Annotated in this window: 16 protein-coding genes; 12 read left to right on the top strand and 4 right to left on the bottom strand. The window is 45.7% G+C overall.

The genetic code is table 11. The features are described from left to right. Positions 1–166: 166 nt before the first annotated feature. On the top strand, positions 167–2,500 hold the full coding sequence (locus tag RH46_RS18965) for a M9 family metallopeptidase (RefSeq protein ID WP_006881143.1): 2,334 nt from the start codon (positions 167–169) through the stop codon (positions 2,498–2,500). Positions 2,501–2,724: 224 nt separating this feature from the next. On the opposite strand, the gene RH46_RS18960 is transcribed toward RH46_RS18965, so the two are convergent. After that, a complete protein-coding gene (locus tag RH46_RS18960) occupies positions 2,725–3,759 on the bottom strand; it encodes a helix-turn-helix domain-containing protein (RefSeq protein WP_006881142.1) in 1,035 nt (344 codons plus the stop codon). 186 nt (positions 3,760–3,945) lie between these two features. Between RH46_RS18960 and RH46_RS18955 the strand changes: the two genes are divergently transcribed. The 7 genes from RH46_RS18955 (at position 3,946) to RH46_RS18925 (ending at position 10,129) form a co-directional block, all read left to right on the top strand. After that, complete coding sequence (locus tag RH46_RS18955) at positions 3,946–4,281, top strand: DUF805 domain-containing protein (RefSeq protein WP_006881141.1); 336 nt, start codon at positions 3,946–3,948, stop codon at positions 4,279–4,281. After that, complete coding sequence (locus tag RH46_RS18950; RefSeq protein ID WP_006881140.1) at positions 4,278–4,760, top strand: hypothetical protein; 483 nt, start codon at positions 4,278–4,280, stop codon at positions 4,758–4,760. Before RH46_RS18955 ends, RH46_RS18950 begins: the two co-directional genes overlap by 4 nt. A gap of 162 nt (positions 4,761–4,922) precedes the next feature. Further along, a complete protein-coding gene (locus tag RH46_RS18945; protein WP_006881139.1) occupies positions 4,923–5,420 on the top strand; it encodes a fasciclin domain-containing protein in 498 nt (165 codons plus the stop codon). Between the two features lie 71 nt (positions 5,421–5,491). After that, complete coding sequence (locus RH46_RS18940; protein WP_040896245.1) at positions 5,492–6,181, top strand: flavin reductase family protein; 690 nt, start codon at positions 5,492–5,494, stop codon at positions 6,179–6,181. Between the two features lie 183 nt (positions 6,182–6,364). Continuing rightward, the gene (locus RH46_RS18935) at positions 6,365–7,690 is read left to right on the top strand and encodes a sphingomyelin phosphodiesterase (RefSeq protein ID WP_006881137.1); all 1,326 of its coding nucleotides are present in this window, start codon (positions 6,365–6,367) and stop codon (positions 7,688–7,690) included. Then, positions 7,690–8,628 carry a hypothetical protein gene (locus RH46_RS18930; RefSeq protein ID WP_006881136.1) on the top strand — a complete coding sequence of 313 codons (939 nt, stop codon included), beginning with the start codon at positions 7,690–7,692 and terminating at the stop codon, positions 8,626–8,628. Before RH46_RS18935 ends, RH46_RS18930 begins: the two co-directional genes overlap by 1 nt. Positions 8,629–8,935: 307 nt before the next feature. Then, positions 8,936–10,129 (top strand): DUF3103 domain-containing protein, encoded by a 1,194-nt coding sequence (locus tag RH46_RS18925; protein WP_006881135.1) that lies wholly within the window; start codon positions 8,936–8,938, stop codon positions 10,127–10,129. 64 nt (positions 10,130–10,193) lie between these two features. On the opposite strand, the gene RH46_RS18920 is transcribed toward RH46_RS18925, so the two are convergent. Next, positions 10,194–10,652 carry a hypothetical protein gene (locus tag RH46_RS18920; protein WP_006881134.1) on the bottom strand — a complete coding sequence of 153 codons (459 nt, stop codon included), beginning with the start codon at positions 10,650–10,652 and terminating at the stop codon, positions 10,194–10,196. A gap of 97 nt (positions 10,653–10,749) precedes the next feature. Further along, positions 10,750–11,076 carry an alpha/beta fold hydrolase gene (locus RH46_RS18915; protein WP_006881133.1) on the bottom strand — a complete coding sequence of 109 codons (327 nt, stop codon included), beginning with the start codon at positions 11,074–11,076 and terminating at the stop codon, positions 10,750–10,752. Between RH46_RS18915 and RH46_RS18910 the strand changes: the two genes are divergently transcribed. Beyond that, on the top strand, positions 11,057–11,398 hold the full coding sequence (locus tag RH46_RS18910; protein WP_050789251.1) for a LysR substrate-binding domain-containing protein: 342 nt from the start codon (positions 11,057–11,059) through the stop codon (positions 11,396–11,398). The genes RH46_RS18915 and RH46_RS18910 overlap by 20 nt on opposite strands. Positions 11,399–11,523: 125 nt before the next feature. On the opposite strand, the gene RH46_RS18905 is transcribed toward RH46_RS18910, so the two are convergent. Continuing rightward, positions 11,524–12,822, bottom strand: coding sequence for an aminotransferase class I/II-fold pyridoxal phosphate-dependent enzyme (locus RH46_RS18905; protein WP_006881131.1), 1,299 nt, complete (start codon positions 12,820–12,822; stop codon positions 11,524–11,526). Positions 12,823–12,959: 137 nt separating this feature from the next. Between RH46_RS18905 and RH46_RS18900 the strand changes: the two genes are divergently transcribed. From RH46_RS18900 to RH46_RS18890, 3 genes are all read left to right on the top strand, one after another. After that, positions 12,960–13,853, top strand: coding sequence for a dihydrodipicolinate synthase family protein (locus RH46_RS18900; RefSeq protein WP_006881130.1), 894 nt, complete (start codon positions 12,960–12,962; stop codon positions 13,851–13,853). 22 nt (positions 13,854–13,875) lie between these two features. After that, positions 13,876–15,075, top strand: coding sequence for an MFS transporter (locus RH46_RS18895; protein WP_006881129.1), 1,200 nt, complete (start codon positions 13,876–13,878; stop codon positions 15,073–15,075). A gap of 188 nt (positions 15,076–15,263) precedes the next feature. Continuing rightward, on the top strand, positions 15,264–21,029 hold the full coding sequence (locus RH46_RS18890; RefSeq protein ID WP_006881128.1) for a VCBS domain-containing protein: 5,766 nt from the start codon (positions 15,264–15,266) through the stop codon (positions 21,027–21,029). The last annotated feature ends 3 nt before the right edge of the window (positions 21,030–21,032 follow it).

Here is a 21,032-nt window from a genome sequence, read left to right as displayed (position 1 = left end):
TTCTGAATCAAAGTCTATTACGTGATTGATGATATTTAAGTAATCAGATTGATTTTTGTTATAACCAGCCCGCAATTATTCATAAAAACAGGCAGTTATAATGAAACAACGTCATTCAGCCGTATGCAAAATAGCAACAGCTGTCATTCTAGGTGGGTCGAGTCTAATGGCCCAAGCCGAACAGCAGTGTGAGTATCAAGATCTTACTCAGAATACTAACTGGGTAACAGAGGTCGCGAATGCTGAACAATCATGCTACGTATCTTGGTTCAACGCACCAGCAGAGGCTGGGTTAACACTATATAGTGAAGCGTCATTAACACCTTTAGTACAAACCCTCGCACAAGCGGTATCGGATTACCGTGGTGAACCCGAGCAAGCCATTAACATCGCCAACTTAAGTGAACTGCTTAAAGCGGCCTACTACGCCCGCTACTCGACACAGGACCAGCACGGCTACTTCTCGGAAGCTTTCAGTCGTTCGATAGCCCAAATATCAGACCAGTTTATCCGCTCAGGTTATGCAACTCTACAAGGCCGCGAGCAGGTAAGTGCCATGTCTTCAATGACAATCTTGGTCGACAGCGTTAAACAACTCCCACTGGCGATGGAGTCAATGTTAACCCTATTGGAGTCATTTAATCAGGGCAACAGCGACAACCTGCAATATGTTGATGGCCTGAACAACCTGTTTCGTGCCATGAATGGTCATGTTGTACGTGACGAGTTCTATAGCGCCTTGGTGGAAAATCCTGACTATTTACGACGTCTTCAGCGTTTTATTGACAACAACACCTGGGCTCTTGGCACCGATGCAGATATCTTACTCTATAACGCGGTGCGCGAAACAGGACGCTTACTGGCTGGGCGTAACCCTTCATTAAACCAACAAGTTATCCCATTTTTAGAGCGAATTCTATCGCGTCATCCGATAGGTTCAGAGGGAGAAAAACTGTGGATAGGCGCTGCGGAAATGATTGCCCATTATGCGCCAGAAAATTCGCGAGAGCTCAATATCGATGCGCATAAAACAGAGCTCGAGCAGCGCTTGTTAGCACATCGATTTGAGTGCCAAAACGCAGCAGTAATCCGTTCGCAAAACCTCACCACACAACAAGCTCAAGAGGCGTGCGACATTCTCACCTCCAAGGAAAATGAGTTCCACACTTTGGTCAACTCGGGGCGAATACCTGTAGCGGATGACTACAACAGCCAGGTTGAAGTTGTGGTTTGGCAAGATAATACCGCCTATACCACCTATTCTAATTTCTTGTTCGGCAATAGCACCGACAATGGTGGGCAATACCTTGAAGGTAATCCAAGTGACAAAACCAATGTTGCTCGCTTTTTAGCTTATCGATATGACAACGATGAACTAGCCATCCTCAATTTAGAGCATGAGTATGTCCACTATCTTGATGGCCGCTTTAACCTCTATGGCGGGTTTAATCAAACCCTGAGTCAGGGTCATATGGTGTGGTGGCTAGAAGGTTTTGCCGAGTATTCACATTATCAGAACGGCTATCATGCTGCGCTAGAGCTGATAGGCTCACACCATTTTTCACTAAGTGACGTATTCGCCACAACCTACCAACACGATACAGACCGCATCTACCGATGGGGCTACTTGGCTGTGCGTTTCATGTTTGAAAAGCATCCAGAGGAAGTTGAGCGTCTCCTAACATTTGCTCGCAACGGTAACTACCATGACTGGGTAAGAGAAGTGAAACAGCTTGGCATAACGCTAGAACAGGAATTTGCCTCTTGGCTAGAAAGTGTCACCCAGTCAACCGGCAGTGATGACAAGGATTCAGGTGACGTTGATACGCCACAATCAGAACCAATCGAACGCCTTGCACTTAATCAGACCAAACGTTTTTCCGCCCGAGCCTATCAAGAGCAATTGTTTTACATTGATGTACCCGACGGCGTTGAACAATTCCAGGTCTCTATTAGCGGAGACGGTGATGCGGATCTTTATGCCAGCTACCAGCAAGTCGCACACTACTACGATTTCCAATCGTCCGATTATCAACAAGGCAGTGAAGAAGTCATTGTCTTCAAACCTCAGGCAAATGGGTTAGTTGCTCCGGGTCGATACTACTTTAGTCTGGCCGCTCGCGAAGCGTTCAATGCGGTTGAAGTGAAAACCCACGCTAGGATCAAACATGTTGTTCAACACGATGAGCGAACACCTATCGTGCTTCAGCCTAGTAAAGCAACCGAACTGGCAGTTGAGCAAACTCGCTATGTCGGGCTTTATGTTAATCAACCTGGCACCGTTCGCGTCTGGATGAAAGGGCTACAAGCAGATCAAGCACCTGTAAGTCTGTTTGTTGGTTTAACTGGATGGGCGTCAAAACAGCAATATGACTTTTCAACCCAAGATCAGGGAGTTAATCAATACATAGAGTTCGAGGTGGCGCAAGCAGGTTACGTGCACTTTACGTTATCCGCGCAACAAGCCGGTAGTGTAGTGGAACTGTTTGCTGCTTATTAATCGTTATCAGCAAGACGAAGGAGCCATATTTGCTCCTTCGTCATTTGTTTGAGCCGTCCCCCTTATCGGGACAGACACCTCAACCTCAGGAAATCTTATTGGGACAGACACCATAAATCACCAAAACAAACAGCACTAAAATAACTGTGGCGACTTTGATTTGCCTGCTCATAACTAAGTTGAACAGTATGCTGGAGGGAACTGACTGGCTTACACAATAGAATCTACTTCACAGCTCTCTTTCTATACTCACTTGGTGTCATCCCCGTTAGCCGAGAAAACTCACGATTGAAGTTAGACTTGGTCTGAAAACCTGAATTCATAAAGATTTGAGTAATTGTATCTTGTGTCGATATTAGACTCTGTTTCGCATGCTCTACGCGATACTCATTCACGAGCTTGGAGATATTCTGCTTATGGATTTGATTAACCGCGATGGATATCTGCTTAGCCGGCACACCCAACTTTCTTGTCAGCTTGGACAGGGTCAGTTCTGGATCGAGGTAAAGTGAGTCTTGACGAATCTTGTTGTCTAGCAGTGCAGTAATTTCTTGTGCTCTTTCATTTGTCATTGATGGAGGACTGACTGGTATTTCACTCGTACTGCCACTTTCATCCGACTTTGACTCATTTGAAATGGGAGTATTTACGCCAGCGACAACTACCGCTATCGATAGCACTGGTAGGAGAATTAGGTGCGCCGCAGCAAGGATATAGAGAGACCATTCACCCTGATTGAATGCAAAACCCAACGACATAAATGTATCTACCAACGCCGAAAATATCAGCATCCATCCTGCGATACTCTCCGCTTTCTTGACACCTTCCCAACTCCCTAGCGAGACATGAATCAGTACGGTTTCCTGAGATGATAACCGGATAAGAGCGATTCCGTAGCAGACATAAGTTAAGGTCAGTATTTCATCCAACGGAAGCGCTAACCAAGGTTGGGTCAGTGCACTAATCACCACTACCAATGGCGCCACAAAATGTTTTAAGGGTAGCAAACCCGCATTACGATTCGCATGGACAAATGCGTACCAAGCAGCAACTGGAATTGTCGAAGCAAGAACAGGTTGAGCAATATTGAAAACGCTCAGTTCAAACGTCCAGCGTAACCCAACCATAGCAGTCGTTGACGCACATAAGCCCAAAAAAATGCTGGCTACCTTAGCTTGGTTAGAAAATCGTACATAGAGTGTTATCGCAAGCACGCCCAATAGTATGGAGACTACAAATGGTATGGGAATAGAAAGCATAACAGGTCCTAAATTGGTATTTGGGTACATAGAATGGGCTGAATTAAGGATAACTCAATGAAATATAATTAAAACTTCAGCATAGACAAAAACTCGTTTTAGGACGACCTAGAACCAGTTTTGAGACGTTACTTCGCCTACTTCATTACATAATTCAGCCATCAATTCCTAACTGAGGTGAACGTTATGAAGTTCTATTTGCTAGCCTGGACGCGTAGCTTCGATTTTTCCGGTTGCTCATCACGCCAAGAGTTCTGGGTGTTTATGATGGTACATACATTGGTGAGCATTGGATGTATCGCGATCGATATCGAAACGAACACGGGAATTTGGCTTGATACCATTTATAGCGTTTTGAGTTTGATTCCTACGCTTTCTGTCACTGTTCGAAGATTGCACGACATCAATAAGTCCGGCTATTGGGGACTGGTCTTTTTATTACCTACAATCGGACCATTTTGGTTGGTCTACCTGTTAGTACAGCCAACCAAAGCCCATCGTTGTGAGGAGGCTTATCCATGAAGAAAATAACGTACCTGCCGTTATCTCTGTTTTTCATTGCCTCGATATACGGTGGCGGACTAGCTGCTGCCACGGCAAGTGACTTTGGTATCTTAACAGTCGAAAAAATGACTCAAGGACAGCTCCTATGGCTAAATGGCCGTGTCGGAGAAGCCAGTTATACATATCGTCGCCAAGATGAACAGCAATGCATTGTTAAATTGCCGGTCGCTGTTGGCAGTATTGGTAAGTCTGACATAGGTATCAGTGAAACTAACGGTCTGACGATCAAAATTTTAAGCCAGCGCCTCAATGAGGCTCTAATTCAGGGTGAGCGGGTGAACAGTGAAGATTGGCTATTCACTACCAATGAGAACGATAAGGGCGCCGATGGAGTGATTACTAGTGGGATTCGTCCTGATGAGGCCTTCATCCTGAATTCAAAAAGAAGGTGGATATCTTGGTTTCTGAATGACACGCCAAACATCAGTTGCCGATAACTCCCTCACATTAATCAGGGGACAGACAAGATTATCAAGCCCACTCTTTTATTGAGTGGGTGTGATATTGATATGATCTAATGTTATTTTCCTTGCGTAACAGGTTAGCGATGCAAGACAACAGCTAACAGGGGCTTGGCTCCTCACGTTAAGGATAGACACATGTTTAAATATACAATTTCACTCGCGGCTGCTTTAATCGCTCTCTTCACATTTATTCTACCTGCGCAGGCATACAACAAAGGTATGCAGGAAGACATCGTTGATATCGCGGTAGAAAACGGGTCATTCAATACTCTAGTTGCGGCCGTACAAGCAGCTGACTTAGTTGATACTTTGAAGGGAGATGGCCCATTCACCGTATTTGCACCTACCGATGAGGCGTTTGCCAAGCTACCAAAAGGTACGGTTGAAGCACTATTGTTGCCAGAGAACAAAGACAAGTTAGTTGCAGTGCTCACCTATCACGTCGTTTCTGGGAAAGTTATGGCAGCCGACGTGGTCAAGTTAGACAGGGCGACGACAGTTCAAGGTCAGGACGTGATGATTAAAGTGATTGATGGAAAAGTAATGGTCGACAATGCGAACGTTGCAGCAGCAGATGTTATCGCCAGCAACGGTGTCATTCACGTGATCGATCAGGTCATTATTCCTAAATAGTAGCATTCTCCATGTGGGCCGATAAGGGTAAGGTTCAGCTTTGCCCTTTTCTATTTATGAAAGGAACTTTAATGCAACATCACATTCTCAATGCCAAACAGATTGCTCAAATGGAAAGCCGCTATCGCGCTAGATTGATTAACAGCTTAAGTGGATTCAAGAGCGCCAATCTTGTAGGAAGTATTGATAAGCAAGGGCAACCCAACCTAGCTATTGTAAGCTCCGTAACGCACATCGGATCTAACCCACCTTTGCTCAGCTTCATCAGTCGCCCCAACTCAGTTCAACGGCATACTTTAGAGAATATCTTCCAAACTGGCTTTTTTAGCTTAAATTCGGTTGACGCAGACTTTGCTCCACTCGCACATCAAACCTCGGCTCGATATCCAAAGGGAAAAAGTGAGTTTGATGCAGTTGGGTTGACGCCACAATATGAGAATGGTTTCCCTGCACCATTTGTTCTTGAAAGTAATATCAAAATAGCGCTAAGCCTTAAAGAACATCACATCATTGAGGCCAACAACACCATATTGGTAGTGGGTCAGGTTGAACAAGTGCATCTCCCCAAAGAGATCATCAAGCCTGACGGGTACCTTGATATCGAGTCAATTGACTTGGTGACTATCAGTGGACAGGACAGCTACCACGTCACTCAGCGACTCTATCGACTGCAGTACGCCAAACCTGACAAAGTATTGGATCCACTTTCGTTATCAGGAGAAGAGACCAATTGGCCAACTAATATGAGTAATCTCTCTTAAGCCACAGGCCATGTTTGCAGACAGTCATTATCGGGACAGACACCATAACTGCCCCATCGAAACGATTAGCAAGTCACGTTTTAGAATCAAAGTTGGCAGGTTTTATACTGTCATACATTCATAACATTAATGTAAAGCATATGCTCTAAATTCATCCATTCAATTACTACAAGGAAGAATAAAATGAATTTAAAGCAGTGCTCTTTCGTCTTGGCTTCTCTGATCTCGGCTGCCGCTTATGCCGACACTGATGTTTACCTCACCAACAACTCAAGCGAACCTTTGACGATCCAGGTAAGTCATGAGGGCAGCGATTTACTAACCTATGGTGAAGAATGGCAGCAGCACACCGACACTCTCGGTCCCTGGGAAACGAAACAAGTGACGAGCTTTAATCGGTGGGAAGGTGTTAAGTCTGGCGAGACGTATCGTTTCAACACTGTAGTCTCGAATTCACGCGGTGAAAGTGTAACCCTTGAGCAAGTGATGAAAGGCCACTGGTATAATTCAACCATTGAGTATGGCGTGTCGGCAGCGGACGTACCTGTCTCATTGCAAGATGACCGTGAGATTCATCGTTACGCGAGCCATGCCTTTGGTGAAAGAGAAGCTGAGCTAGCATTTAAGTCGATGAGTACTGCTCGCTACGATGACCTCTACTACACCATTACACCTGACAAAATTGATGAATCCCTCGAGTCAGACCCAAATACACTCAAGATGATGACATACAACATCTGGGCACTTACTGCGATCGCTTCTCACATTGAAGACCGTTACCAGCTTATTCCTGAGTATGTAAAAGGTTATGACGTACTCGCCCTTCAAGAGGTTTTTGCCAGCGGACGCGATTCTTTCTTACGTGAGTTAGCAAAAGAGTATCCTTACCAAACTAAAATGCTCGATAAAGATGGATTCAATATCCACGACGGCGGTGTAATGATTGTAAGCCGTTACCCTATCGTTAATCAGGCGCAATACGTGTTCCCTGACTGTACAGGGACGGATTGTTTCGCCGATAAAGGCGTCAACTATGCAGAAATTATTAAGGGTGGTAAGGCGTACCATATTTTCGCCACGCATACTGCTTCTTATGATACCGATACTGCGCGCGATTATCGCCAGCGCCAGTTTAAGCAAATGCGTCAACTAGCCCTCTCTCTCAATATTTCACAAAATGAAACCGTGGTTTATAGCGGTGATTTCAACGTTAATAAGCGTAAGTTCCCTGGTGATTATCAACAGATGATTACTAACTTAAGCGCGATTGAACCTGACTACTCCGGCTACACTGAGTCAACGTTTGATCCGAGGATCAACGACTTTGCCGGAGAAGCAATGTCCGGTGGTGAGAATGTCGAGTACCTCGACTATGTAATGGTAAGTAACGAGTATCAGATTAAGTCGTCGAACGACAATCGCGTCGATGTTCCGCGCTCAACCGGTGAGCGTTTATGGAAACACTATAATCTCTCTGATCACTTTCCTGTTACGGCGGTGATTGAATAATGCCACGCTTTTTATTTATCACTATGCTCGCCATTGTGGCGGGCATTTTGCTGTGGTTGAAGATCGCCCCCTCTCCTCCCCTAGCACAAGCTCAGCAACAGCCAATGTCGCCTGCTGTTGGTTCGGAGTCGGAGAAAGGCCCTGAGTCTAAAGATCATTCCTCGAACACAAGCCAACCGCCAGCAACAACCGACATGGCTCGACAACTGACAACATTGCGGGGACGTGTGCTGCAACAGCAACTCGAATTGTTTTGGCGTAATTGTCACAACGAGCAAAACTGCGCGCACCAACTTGCTGAGTTGCAAGCCTCACTATCTGAGTCATATTACGATTTAGTGGCGAACTACCCGCAGCTCCTCCAGCAATGGCAACAGGTGCTAGGCTCTCTGGAGCTCGGCCAGTTTGCAACCTTGAACGAGAGAGTTTCAGAGTTCAAACATCAGGCACAAATACTCTGGGGTCAACAAGCGAGCAGTATACTTGCGGATGAGTATGCCCTGTACGACTTTTCATTAGACGCTCAGACACTAACATCCTCGGATGCAGGTGACTATGTGACTCAATTCCAGCAGTTAACTGAGCGATGGCAGGACAGTCAAGAGGCCTTAGGATTCAATAATGACATCGCAAAGTTTGAAAAAGCGGTTAGCTTGATCTCTTCTCACTATACACCAACGCAAAGAGAGCAAGTGGTTGAACAACTGTCGTCCATCTACCTAACGCCATCCCAAGCTACCAGCATTCTAGCCAGACAACAGCAAGTGGAAAGTCAGGCAAAACAAGTGTCCGATTATCAGACTCAACTATCACGGCTTAAGTCAACGTTAAGTAGTCAGCGAACCACGATTTACGCGGGAATGAATGACGCTCAATGGCAAGAATACTATCAGCAACAGGTCGAAGCATTTCGCAGTGATTTTTTCGATAATTTTTAGTTATTTGGTGATTAGTTACCCCAAAAGCAAGTTGATAAAATCGCCTAACATTAGAGAAAACCGCCACTATTCTCTTGTTACGATCAATTTATCAGCTGAATATTTTACTAAACACTCAATAGCAACCATTAAATTCGAATGACTAATTTAGACAAAACTTCGATTATTCACGCCATATCGTGATCTTGAGCAAAAAATCCGCTCAAGAATTAATCATTTTTCTTTCACTCATCAATGAAGCTGATAGGTTGGTTTAGGTAAGAGTAAAAACTCTACTAATAATAAATATTACAATAAGGAGCATTTTATGCGACCGACCTTATCTATCAGCTTAATGCTTGCAACGGCAGTGGTTGGCTTCCAGGCCAATGCAACCTCTATCGATCTAGAGTCTCTCGACAGTACCGCGAAGGCAGATCTGATCGCACAACAAAAACAGCAGCTAGCGCTTAAGTTTAGTGAACGCTACCAGAGCTTAGAATCAAGCCTGAAAAAGCAGATTACTGAACAAGACCTTTCTGCATCTGTTAAGGAGATACAATCCGCGCAACCTTATTCCAAGTTTAGTCGTCAGCTACGCGCAGCCGACCAGGAGTACCGCTCAATCAAAGGGCTTGAAGACTTTAGCGACGCTCTAATTGAGCTACGTATTGCCGATGCCTCTATGGTAGAGCAATGGAAACAAGGTGAAAGTCCACTCTTCGCTTTTGAACCTGCAGGTGACGATTCAAACTGGCAATACATCGAGGCTTACGATGTCTATGGCCAGCTTCATCAGCTTGATGTGTACAAAATGCCCGATGTACCTGTACTCGTCGTAGACAGTAACGGGGCTGAAGAACTACGTGCAGGTCTACAAGCGATGCAGGCAGAAATGCAGCGTCTGGGACAAGCTACCCAGTTAACAACGGATGAGCCAAAGGTTAAAGCCAAGCCGCAGCGTGTTCGTCGCTCAGCCATGTCATCCAATGTTGAACCTCTAAGCACGACCCAATTAACTAAGATCCGTCTCAACGACGATCAGGAACCGTGGATCTCAGGTAAAGCGGAAATCTACGCCATCATTACTGGTGTTGATCCGAGTCGTGACGAACCTCAAATCGATTTAGTTGAGATGCCTTATCTGGATTATGACGGACAAGATTACTACCCTGGACAGACGATTATCTTATGGCCTCGTTACCGCTGGGGTGCAGTCGATATGATTCTGATGGAGCAGGATGACGGCACCGACTACAAAGAGTTAGCCAAGTTACTGGTTCAGGCAGCAGAAGAGATATTGAAAATGATCCCGGACCCAGAGGTTCAGGGCTACGCTATCATTGCCCAAATTACAGGTAAGATTATTGATGTCATCCCTGATGGTTTGCTGACTAACGATGATGACTACGTCGATACCTACTATACCCTGATGCAGGACACTAGCTACATTGATCGCCCTGGAGCTGGCGGTAACGCAACTGCAAGCTTTGAACCGGTGACAATTAACCCAACTCAGTAAGGTGAACTGAGAAAGTCACCTGCTTGTTAACCTCCAAAAGCGAGTCCTCGGGTTCGCTTTTGTGTTAACTATCCAACTCTCGTTTGCTAATTTTCTCGATAAATCTGATTTCCGGATGCTGATCAGAAACGATTTCTGCGCACTCGTCGGAGGTTGCTATCAAATGAGACCATTCATCTTCAAAGCCAGAAATAAACGTCAGCGGACTTTCTTGACTCCATAAATGTCCTTTAATAAGCGCACTGTTGGGGAACTTAGTTCCTTGAGCCCAAAGCTCTAGCAAGCCACCTTCATCTAATAAACGAAATCCACTTACTGCCTCAAACATGACATCGTATAAACTTTCAGACTCTTCATGGAAGACACTTATAATCAATTGGTAATCACTATGTCGCTTACTTCCTTCAAGCTCGTAGCCGCTACCATCTGGATACTTCACTGAAAAGTGCTTCCCGTTCCATGATAAATCAACGATATATATCGTCCCCTCACTAAACGGGGTATTCCAATCTTTTACTTCCAATCGCCTACTCCTTATTCGCAAGCTAAAACTGCTTAACGCTTATTGGCTAGCTAACGTTAGACATTCATTTATAGTGCAGTCTTGTCATCAATTCAATTCACAACCATTCGACGAATCCTGCGTCTACACCACATCGTAATAGTGTCTGTCCCTTTAATTTTTCAGTTTGTGAATACTGAGCATCATGTCGACAAAATTGTTGCGGGTTTTCCAACATAGGCGTATGCGATACGCCTTTAAGTTCGATGAGTTTTAATGATCTAAATGCTGATTCAATATTCGTCCATTCTTCAAGTGGAGCGATACTAAAGTCCAAATCACCATTCATAACTGTTAGTTCGAGGTTCGATGTCATCTGAGTTACATCTATTTCAGAGAAGATTTCTCCCCAAAGCTTATCTGAGTTGGAATCGTTACCTTGCATCTCAAGCTACAAAGCATTTGATGGAAGTCCGTGGCGATTTCTCGAGACAGAATCTAATCAACTCAGACCATTTGATCCAAAATCAAACATTAAAGTAGACGGCGGATTTATTGCGAAAGCGTGCGCATTACGAGGACTTGGCTTTGTGGCGTTGCCCAAGCTGTTTTGTGCTGAAGAAATTGAGTCTGGTAGATTAATTGAGCAGACACTCGACCATCAGTTAGAGCCACTTACCGTTTACATTCACTACCGCTCGATAAGCTATCACTCTTATCTAACCCAACAACTGGTAAAGTTTATAGTCGATCGTATGGCAGTATAAAGCGAGCTACTTGAGCTCGCTTTATAGATAAATTTATAGGGACACACACCATAAGAATGAGCTGAAACGGTACCCGGTTCAAGCTCACTACCTATGGCTGACTCACAGAAAACCGTCGTCTTTAGTTAAGTACAGGCAGACACGATATCTTTGGCTAACTGCAAAGCAAGCTCTTGGCTGAGTTTAGTTGTCGTCACTCGTAGTCCAAGCGCTTTTCCGTCAATGTCAAACTGACTACCCGGTCTCACCAACCAACCATGCTTAGATAGCTCGTACGCGCTGGCTTGCGGGTCACCATTGACCGGAACCCACAAATTTACGCCTTCAACAGGACCTTGAATTGATAATCCATTCGCTTCAAGTGCTTCAATCAACCATTGGTTCCTTTGTCTGCAGTGTTGGCTCATCACCTGAAGCTGCTGGTCGATGCTGTCAGATTTCAGGGCGGTGATAACTAAAGATTGCAGGATGCGACTCACCCAGTTCATACCAATAGTCAGTCGGCTTTGAAGGCGTTCCGTTGTTACTGGATCAGCCGCTACGAAAGCAAGCCTGAGATCCGGCCCCAGCCCTTTTGAGACTGAACGGAAAACACCCCAATACATTGAGTTTTCAGCAATTAAATTGTAATAAGGTTGCTCAGCAAGTAATGCGTAGTGATCATCGATTAACACCAGTACATTTGGATAACGACTGAGCACTTCTCGAATCGCCTCTGCTCGTTGTTTGCTATAACAACATCCCGTCGGGTTGTGCGCTCTCGGGGTAATCAGCACCGCTCGAGCACCTTTGCTGAGTTTTGATTCAAGTTCATCGGCGACCATCCCATCAGAGTCAATGCTAACTCCGACCGGATGCATACCTGCCAACTTGATTGCCGTCGATGACCCCAGATAACAAGGGTCTTCGACTATAACTTGATCACCGGGTAATAGATGGGCCGACATCAGGCGTTCCAATGAATCAACCGCGCCACTTGTTATCGAAAGGCCCATATTGGGTGGACATATGTCCTTGAACCATTCACGACCAAACCGCTCAATTTCAGGCAAAATTGGCGCTTCACCATACACAAACTGTCTTAATTGCGCTTTTGCGGCTAATTGGTCAAGGCTTGGAAACCACTCTTTACGGAGATTACCGTCAGCAAGATCCATTAATTTCGTTTCTGTTATGCCGTCTTGTTGTTGGGATGACTGGCGAGATTTCACACGCGTCCCTAAACGGCCTTTAGTCTCGGCGAGCCCAGACTTTACAAGGCGTTGATATACGCCTGCAACAGTATTTCTGTTGACACCGACTTCTGCTGCGAGCTCTCTTACAGGAGGCAGCGCGTCCCCCTCTTTGAGCTCTCCCGACGCAATTAAACAACGGACAGACTCAAATAATTCCTGTCCGGTTTGCCCTTTTATCTTGACTTTCATCTTTGTCCTATGACAATGTTTATATCGAACTATGACAATAAAGTTTTATGACTATGACTAAGATATCACTTGTTAGTGGTTTTTTCATTATTGTCTCATAGCACTCTGTAAACACACGTAATGAAAGGAATTTATCTATGATATTTAATGGAATCAGTGCTTTCCCTATTACCCCAATGTCGGATGAACGAGTTGATGTTACCGCCTATAGTCAGGTTCTAGGTCGATTAATCGATGCACAAGTAGACTCTATATGTGCGTTAGGCTCGACAGGTTTATACCCGTATTTAAACGCGCAAGAAAAACATCATGCGATCTCAACGGCTGTCGAAATGGCCGGAGATATTCCCGTCTTGGTCGGCATCGGGTCTCTGCGACTAAGGGATGTGCTCGCGAATGCTGAACAAGCGGAGCAGCTCGGAGCCAAAGGGCTTTTACTCGCGCCTATTTCTTATCAACGCCTATTCGATGAAGAAGTCTATGAACTCTATCGCCGAGTATCTGAAAGTGTTTCGGTCCCGGTTTGTGTATATGACAACCCAGCCGCCACTCACTTTACCTTTAGTGACCAGCTCCATGCAGAGATCGCAAAGCTGAAAATGGTGCAGTCAATCAAGTTCCCTGGGATGCAATTTGACGAACAGGGCCAACGCAGAGTTCAACAGCTAAAAAAACTAGTACCAGACAATGTCACGATTGGCGTTAGTGGTGACGCCTTTGCTGCTAATGGCATTCAGTCCGGATGTGATGTTTGGTATTCCGTTCTGGCAGGTTTGTTCCCAAGAACGGCTCAACATCTGTTTGAGCAAGCAAAGCTCTGCCCCCCTGAGCAAGCGAAACAACTCTCGCAAAAATATGACCAGCTGTGGCAACTGTTCTCAGATAACCTCGGTGGAATGCGTGTAATGGCAAGTGCTGCTGAACTATTGGGCTATGCCGAATCCCCGTGTCTACCCGCTCCTTTGACCGGACTAAACAGTGAATCCAAGCTCGTTGTACAAAAACTGATTTCAGAGCTGGAACTCGCATAGCGCTCACAGTAAGGAGAAACATATGGACAATATTCGTAGCACCACAGCAAAGGCTCACAATGATAAGACCTTGTTGTATCTGTACTTCAGTCTGGCTTGCTTTGCCAGAACGGCAACAGGTGCTGCCATTGTCGGTGTATTGCTCCTCGCGTCTGAGAATGGGGTGCTGAGTCATCAAATGGGCATACTTGCCGCTTGTCTGAGCGCCCCGCATCTACTTGGTCCTATATGGGGACGTTGGTTAGATATGGCGCGTGATTCAAGAAAACTGATCATCGCAGCGGCATGTGTCTATAGTGTGTTCATGCTCGCTACAGCCCTCTTCTTCCAGCATCTAACTCTATCCGCGATAATGCTGTTACTGATCATTTGTGGTGGTTCTGCCCCTTACCTGATGGGAGGGATCAGTGGATTGTTGAATGGCTTATTTAGTTCAAACTATGCGATGAGAAGAAAAGCACACGCATGGGATGTTTGCAGCTACGCCGTCGGCGGTACGTTAGGCCCCATGGTGGTTGCAGGGTTAACCAACATCAGTGACACACAGTCAGCACTGATATCAATCGCTCTGTTTCCTTTGATAAGTTCCCTGTTGATTATGAGGCTGCCAGTGAATAGCCATCATAATAGTCAGTCCACATCCGTGCCGAGTATAGCCAAGGTCGCACAACAAATTATCAGCATAGGTCCACTGACCCGCACCATGTATCTGACCGTTGCCACCTCATTTTCTTTAGCGGCGCTGCCAGTTTGTGCGATCTTTCTGGCTGAACAATGGGGACAAACTCAGGCTAGCTCAGCAACGCTGGTTTCTTTTTATGGTATCGGAAATCTCGTAGGTGCACTTTGTTTGATACGCTTCCCTAGTCAAAAAGAGCCCGAACAGCTCATGATCTTATCTGCGATTGGTGTATCGTGTGGTCTGCTACTGGTTTCGATTTCGACCGGCTATGAGTTGGGACTTGGCGCCTTCTTCATCTGTGGCGTTACCAACGCACTTTTCTTCGCCGCGAGCCTGGCTGCAAGGGTTGACTACGCACCAAGCGAAAGTTCTTCACAGGTCTTTATGTGGATCGCAGCTCTGAAAATCGCAGCGGTGTCCATCGGCAGCACATTTGCCGGCTACCTTGCTGATGGCTCACCCTCAAAAGCGATATGGGCCAGCTTTGTCATCACGCTTGGGTTCACGGTTGTGGGTTATGTTCATAGAAAAAGTCATTAAGACCACTTGTTCGGATTGCAATTTACAGTACCATTTTTTAATGCCAGTTGAATTGCATTAGACATAAATTGACGGCTTGGCTCTGAAACCACTAACTTTAATAATTTTAGTGAGTTACAAAGTTAGCACACAACCATATTCTGTACTTTAATGAAAGAAGACCAATTTCATAAGCGCAGGGTACATCAATGACGACTGGTGACAACAAGCATCCACATTCTGAAACACCGACTAACAGAAATTCATCTCGTGAGAAGATCAAGAAAACACGACTGTTCCCTCAATTAAACGTCAACGTTCCTATTCCCCAAGAGCTCGCTATGATTTTGCCTTCACTGGCATTAAGCAGCGAAGACCAAACGAACGTTTTAAACGATGACAATCGCACCAGTGGAAGTCCTGATCAGCCTTCTCCTGCTGAAATAAGCAGCGCAGTTGTAGCAAGCAATGAAACGTCAGATAGTCTGGTTAAGCAAACTCCAGAGCCTATGGGTGACACAGTCGTTGAAACTGACATAACCGACAATGCCCATGTCACCGTGTCTCTAAATTCGTCTCATCATTTATCGACCAAGCTTCACCCGATGGTTCATCGCGTTATCGGTCACACGTCCAGTACTCCAATACCTAATATGCCCGTAATACAGCAACCGGCACCACATACAAATCCCCAGCCTACTACACAAACACCCGTTACTTATATTGATGAAACAATCAAAGGTAAGTATGGCTCGTTACATGTAACAACTGATGGCCACTATACATTTACTCTTAATCCAACTGCTCCAGCTTACGTATTGCTCCATAAGAACGAGCCTGGGACCGACACCTTTACTCTTCATCTATCAAATGGGGCTCAAATACTTGTCCAGATCCCCGTACAGGGTCATCAAGACGCGCCGAAGATCTCTGGAGTTCTCCAAGGTAGCGTTACTGAAGATCACAATGTCGACTCGAATGGATTAATCAGCACGGCTGGCAAAATTGATGTCGTCGACCCAGACCACGACCAGAGTGCAGTTCAGCCAGAAACCATAATCGGCAAATACGGTACGCTATCCATAGATTCACAAGGTCACTGGCAGTACCTAGTCCAAAACTCACAGGCCAACATTCAAGCATTAACGTCGCAAACTTCTCTTCACGAATCGTTTGTCATTCACACCAAAGACGGAACCCCCCAAGTTGTTAATATGTCGATTGGAGGCACTGACGACAACGCATCCATTACCGGTGGTTTAGGTTCCGTTACCGAAGATAAACAAACCTCAATCACCGGACAGCTGTCAATAGTGGATCCTGATGCGAATCAAGATCACTTTATAGCAACCCAACAAACCGGTCTGTTTGGCCATTTAGAGTTAACTTCCGACGGTTCATGGTACTATATTCTCGACAACAATAAGCCTGAAATTCAGCACCTCAACCAAACTGAACACCGCCAAGAAGTATTTACTGTTCGGTCTGCAGATGGCACAACTCACTCGATCACGATTGACGTTAAGGGAAACAACGATGCACCATCACTACAAGCTCAGTCTCACTCTGTGGATGAAGATGGTGCACAGTTGTCAGGACAGATGGTTGGTAAAGATATCGACAACAACGCCGTCTTGACGTATTCGATAGCTAACCCAATCGACGGATTAACGTTAAGCTCGGACGGTAGTTATCGTTTCGACCCCACTCATTCTGCTTATCAACATTTGGTTCAAGGCCAGACTCAAACACTCACTATTCCTGTAACGGTGACTGATGAGCATGGGGCAAGCACCACTCAAAACCTCGAAATAGCAATTACCGGGACCAATGACGGTGCTCAGATAACAGGTACCGACACAGGGGATGTGTATGAATCGATTTATGCCGACAGATCGCCCGACTATCAAAGAGGTAATACCTCCCACCTATGGAACGATAGTATTCATACATCTGGAAAACTAACGATCATAGACCAAGATTCAGGGGAAGCGCACTTCGATAACAATGCCCCCCACTATCAGTACTTTGGTCAGTACGGGCGATTGATACTCCAAAAAAATGGTAATTGGAGTTACTACGCGGACGTTGGTAACAGCCCTGTCGGAAGGAAAATTGACGCTTTGGGCAATGGTGAACAACTCACCGACACAATCACTATTCGTAGCGCTGATGGAACTACCCACGACATTGTAATTACTATACATGGTGATAATGACTCACCGTATGTTTCGGGCCAAGTTCAGCTTAACTCAGGAAAAGAAGACTTACAGCAAACCATTACTCAGGCTGAATTACTTTCGCACAGTCTCGATGTAGATACCAATGATGCTGGTAAGCTTAGCATCGCTAATCTACGTGCAGACCATGGGACCATTCTTGATAATCAAGACGGTACTTACACCTTTACCCCCGACAAAGATTATAACGGTCCCGTCCATTTCCTTTATGACGTCAAAGATGCCCATGGAGGTACAACACCAACAGGGGCATCCCTGACGTTAACGCCAACGCCCGACAATGCACATATTAGCTACGCGATTTCTGATCAGCATCAAGCAGGGGTCACTGAAGATCGCAGTTACATTGATACCCACGACAACCTTCATTTTGATGGGAAGCTTAATATAGTGGATCCAGATAAAGGTGAAGCTCAGTTTGATATTAACCTAGGTTCGCAAACCTATCAGGGCATAGGCTACGACACCAAACTCGGTGGACATGTCCTTCTACAGCAAGATGGCAATTACACCTACACCATCAAAGACCATCAACCTTTGATTCAAACCCTTAGCCAAGGTGAAACCATTACCGATGAGTGCACTATCAAATCTCAAGATGGCACTATTTTCACCATTCAAGTCACCATCCATGGTAGCAATGATGCACCGACGTTATCAGCACAGCATCATACCGTAACTGAAGATGGTGCAGTACTATCGGGACAAATGATCGCCAACGATATTGACCATAATGCAAAGTTGACCTATTCGATTGCTCAGAGAGTGGATGGACTCACTCTAAACGCGGATGGCAGCTACGCTTTTGACCCAGGCCACCCTAGTTACCAACACTTGCAAGTTGGTCAGGTACAAACTCTGACAATACCGGTAACTGTGACCGACGAACATCATGCAAGTGCCACTGAAAATCTGACCATCACGATTACTGGGACAAATGATGCCCCAATTGTCACACCACTCACCGATAGCGTGAAAGAAGACAGCGATAGCCATCATCAACTGGATCTTTTACAAGGCGCAACAGATCAAGAAGGTGATGCGCTGTCGATCGGTCAAATTCAGTGCAACTATCAAGGCCATAACGGCGCATTACCACCTGGGGTTGGTTTTGCGAAAGACGGACACACATTGTTAGTCGATGCGACCTCTTCAACATTCCAGCATTTAGCCGCTGGTGAAAAAGAAACCATCATCTTCCACTATCAGGTCACCGACTCTCACGGTGCTGCTACGGCACAAACTGCAACGATCACGGTCATAGGCACTGATGACAAAGCTCAAGTCGTTTCCTCCAATATTGACCTCACTGAAGGGGAAGCACTTAAGACTTATCAAAGAATCTCGGATTACTCCGGTCATATAGCGCTTCAAGACCCAGACAGCCATAATAAGGCTCAGTTTGTGTTTGATATTATTCAAGGCTCGCAGAACGTCGGTGTGTTAACCATCTGGCCAGATGGAGATTACCGTTACTACGTAGATCCTGCTCGTAATCATCACGCACATTACGCTGTCAATGAATTAAAAACTGGCGAATCACTTACTGAGCACTTTCAGGTCAAAACCTCTGACGGACAAACTAAAGATATTACTGTGACTATTCATGGTGAGGATAATCAAGCCTATTTAGAAGTCGTTGATCCTAACCTGTTGCCTGTTAATCCAAACTTATACGAAGATAGAACCAGTTTCAGTGACCCGACGAAGCTATATGCTGGCGGGCTTATTCGTGTACACGACCCAGATCATGATGATGCTCAAGCTATCGCGCACAGCGAAACCACTGCTCATGGAGGACATTTTTGGGTCAGCCGTTCAGGGAGTTGGTCTTACACGATTGATAACAATTCTTCGGAAGTACAGAACCTTGGTAGCGGCGAATCGTTCACTGAGTCATTCACTATCACCTCCAAAGATGGCAGTGCCAGTCAGGTCGTTACGGTCACCATCCACGGTTCGAATGATAACCCGCTCGTAACCTCGCAAGTTCAATTAGCAACCGGGACTGAAGATAGTCCACTCACATTAACTCAAGCGGAGTTACTCGCGCATAGTCATGACATAGATAACAACGATGTCGGTCGACTCACCGTTGATAACCTACAGGCAGACCACGGTACGGTTCGCGATAATCACGATGGCACTTACACATTCACTCCAGATAAGGATTACAACGGGAATGTACAATTTACCTATGATGTGAAAGACGCCCACGGAGGCGTCACACATACAGGAGCAACTACTATCCTGACTGCAAAAAACGACGTTGCTTCTTTTTCCGGGGCAGACACCGGGAGCGTCACAGAGGATGTGCATGTCCAAGGCAACACCCCAAGAACAATCTTCACTACTGGTGTACTCAATATATCCGACCCAGATACAGCTCAAGACCATTTTCATGCAACGCATAGCGCTCATGCCATTCACGACCCGTACGGAGGGTCTCTTTCAATAGGCAAAGCTGGCGATTGGACCTACAGCGTCCCGAATGCCAATGTACAGCATCTTAGTGAAGGCGAAAGCCAGCAAGTACAGTATGAAGTACAAGGGGCAGGTGGAGATAAACACGTTATCACAGTCACTATTCATGGGAGTAACGATGCTCCTACAATAACCAGCCAAACAACGGTCCACACCATCGATGAAGACTCAGGGCACAGCATCAGTGACTCAGTTCTAATCTCTGATGTGGATCATAATGATCATCTGTCTGTTTCGATTGATGCACAGCACCAACCCAAATATGGTCATGTTATCTATGATGACCAAACTCGCACCTGGAACTATCAACTAAATGATGGTAATCCTGATGTTAATGCGCTAAACGATGGTGATACCATCACAGACAAGTTTACGATTAACGTGGCAGATGGGCATGGAGGCACCGCTTCAAAAGAAGTTCAGATCGTAATTAATGGTCATACTGATACTCAGCCAGTACCAACTTTGGTCGCACCAGCTCACATAACAGGCGGACCTGGTAACCAAGACCTTCATACATCCGTTGGACAGCCTCCTCAGCACCATAGCGGAAATGGTTGGGGAATATTAACTGGTGGGGGTCATGTTGTGACTAGCCTACAAGGTCAATTTGGTACCCTTCATGTTGACCCTCAAACTGGACATCTGGATTACGATTACAGCTCATCGTCTGGTGTAATCAAAACCCATGGCGGGGGAAGCTATGGATCGGGCACCGATGAAACCGACTCCTTTGTTTTGACCCTAGACGGCTCACAAAACTCCCAAGTTGCTGTTCACCTGCATTTGCATTCCCAGTCAGTTCACGGAAGTAGCGGACACCACATTGATATGACAACCCTAACTGGTATTGATGTGTCTCCCTTAGCTCCACCACCACCTCCTCCGCCAGTATTCGGTCAATCAGATGAAGAAATTGACCAACCGTTGTCGGTTGATATGGCTTTTACTTACGATGATGCTTCTCACTCTGACCATGGAGCAGCGGCTTACCTATCTGCACTTGGGCTTCAAGTCACAACTGAGTCAACTGATACATCGCCACAACCCGTTTTACCCGATGACATTGATATCGTACTCGCCCAAGATCAGAATTTAGACCACTCTCTTGATACCCATAACTCTGACGTTGACCTCGCACAAGCCGGCGAGCATGGTGTTGAACATGATGATGGCAAACATAAGGATCTCATCAGCCCAGATGAACATCATGACCACGCTGATCCAAGTAATTTTATTGACCCCTATTGAGAC

This window comes from Vibrio brasiliensis LMG 20546, assembly GCF_000189255.1.
In the GTDB taxonomy this organism is placed as follows: Bacteria; Pseudomonadota; Gammaproteobacteria; order Enterobacterales; family Vibrionaceae; genus Vibrio; species Vibrio brasiliensis.
The sequence above is the reverse complement of the archived record's forward strand: the minus strand, read 5'-3'. Positions and strand labels throughout refer to the sequence as shown.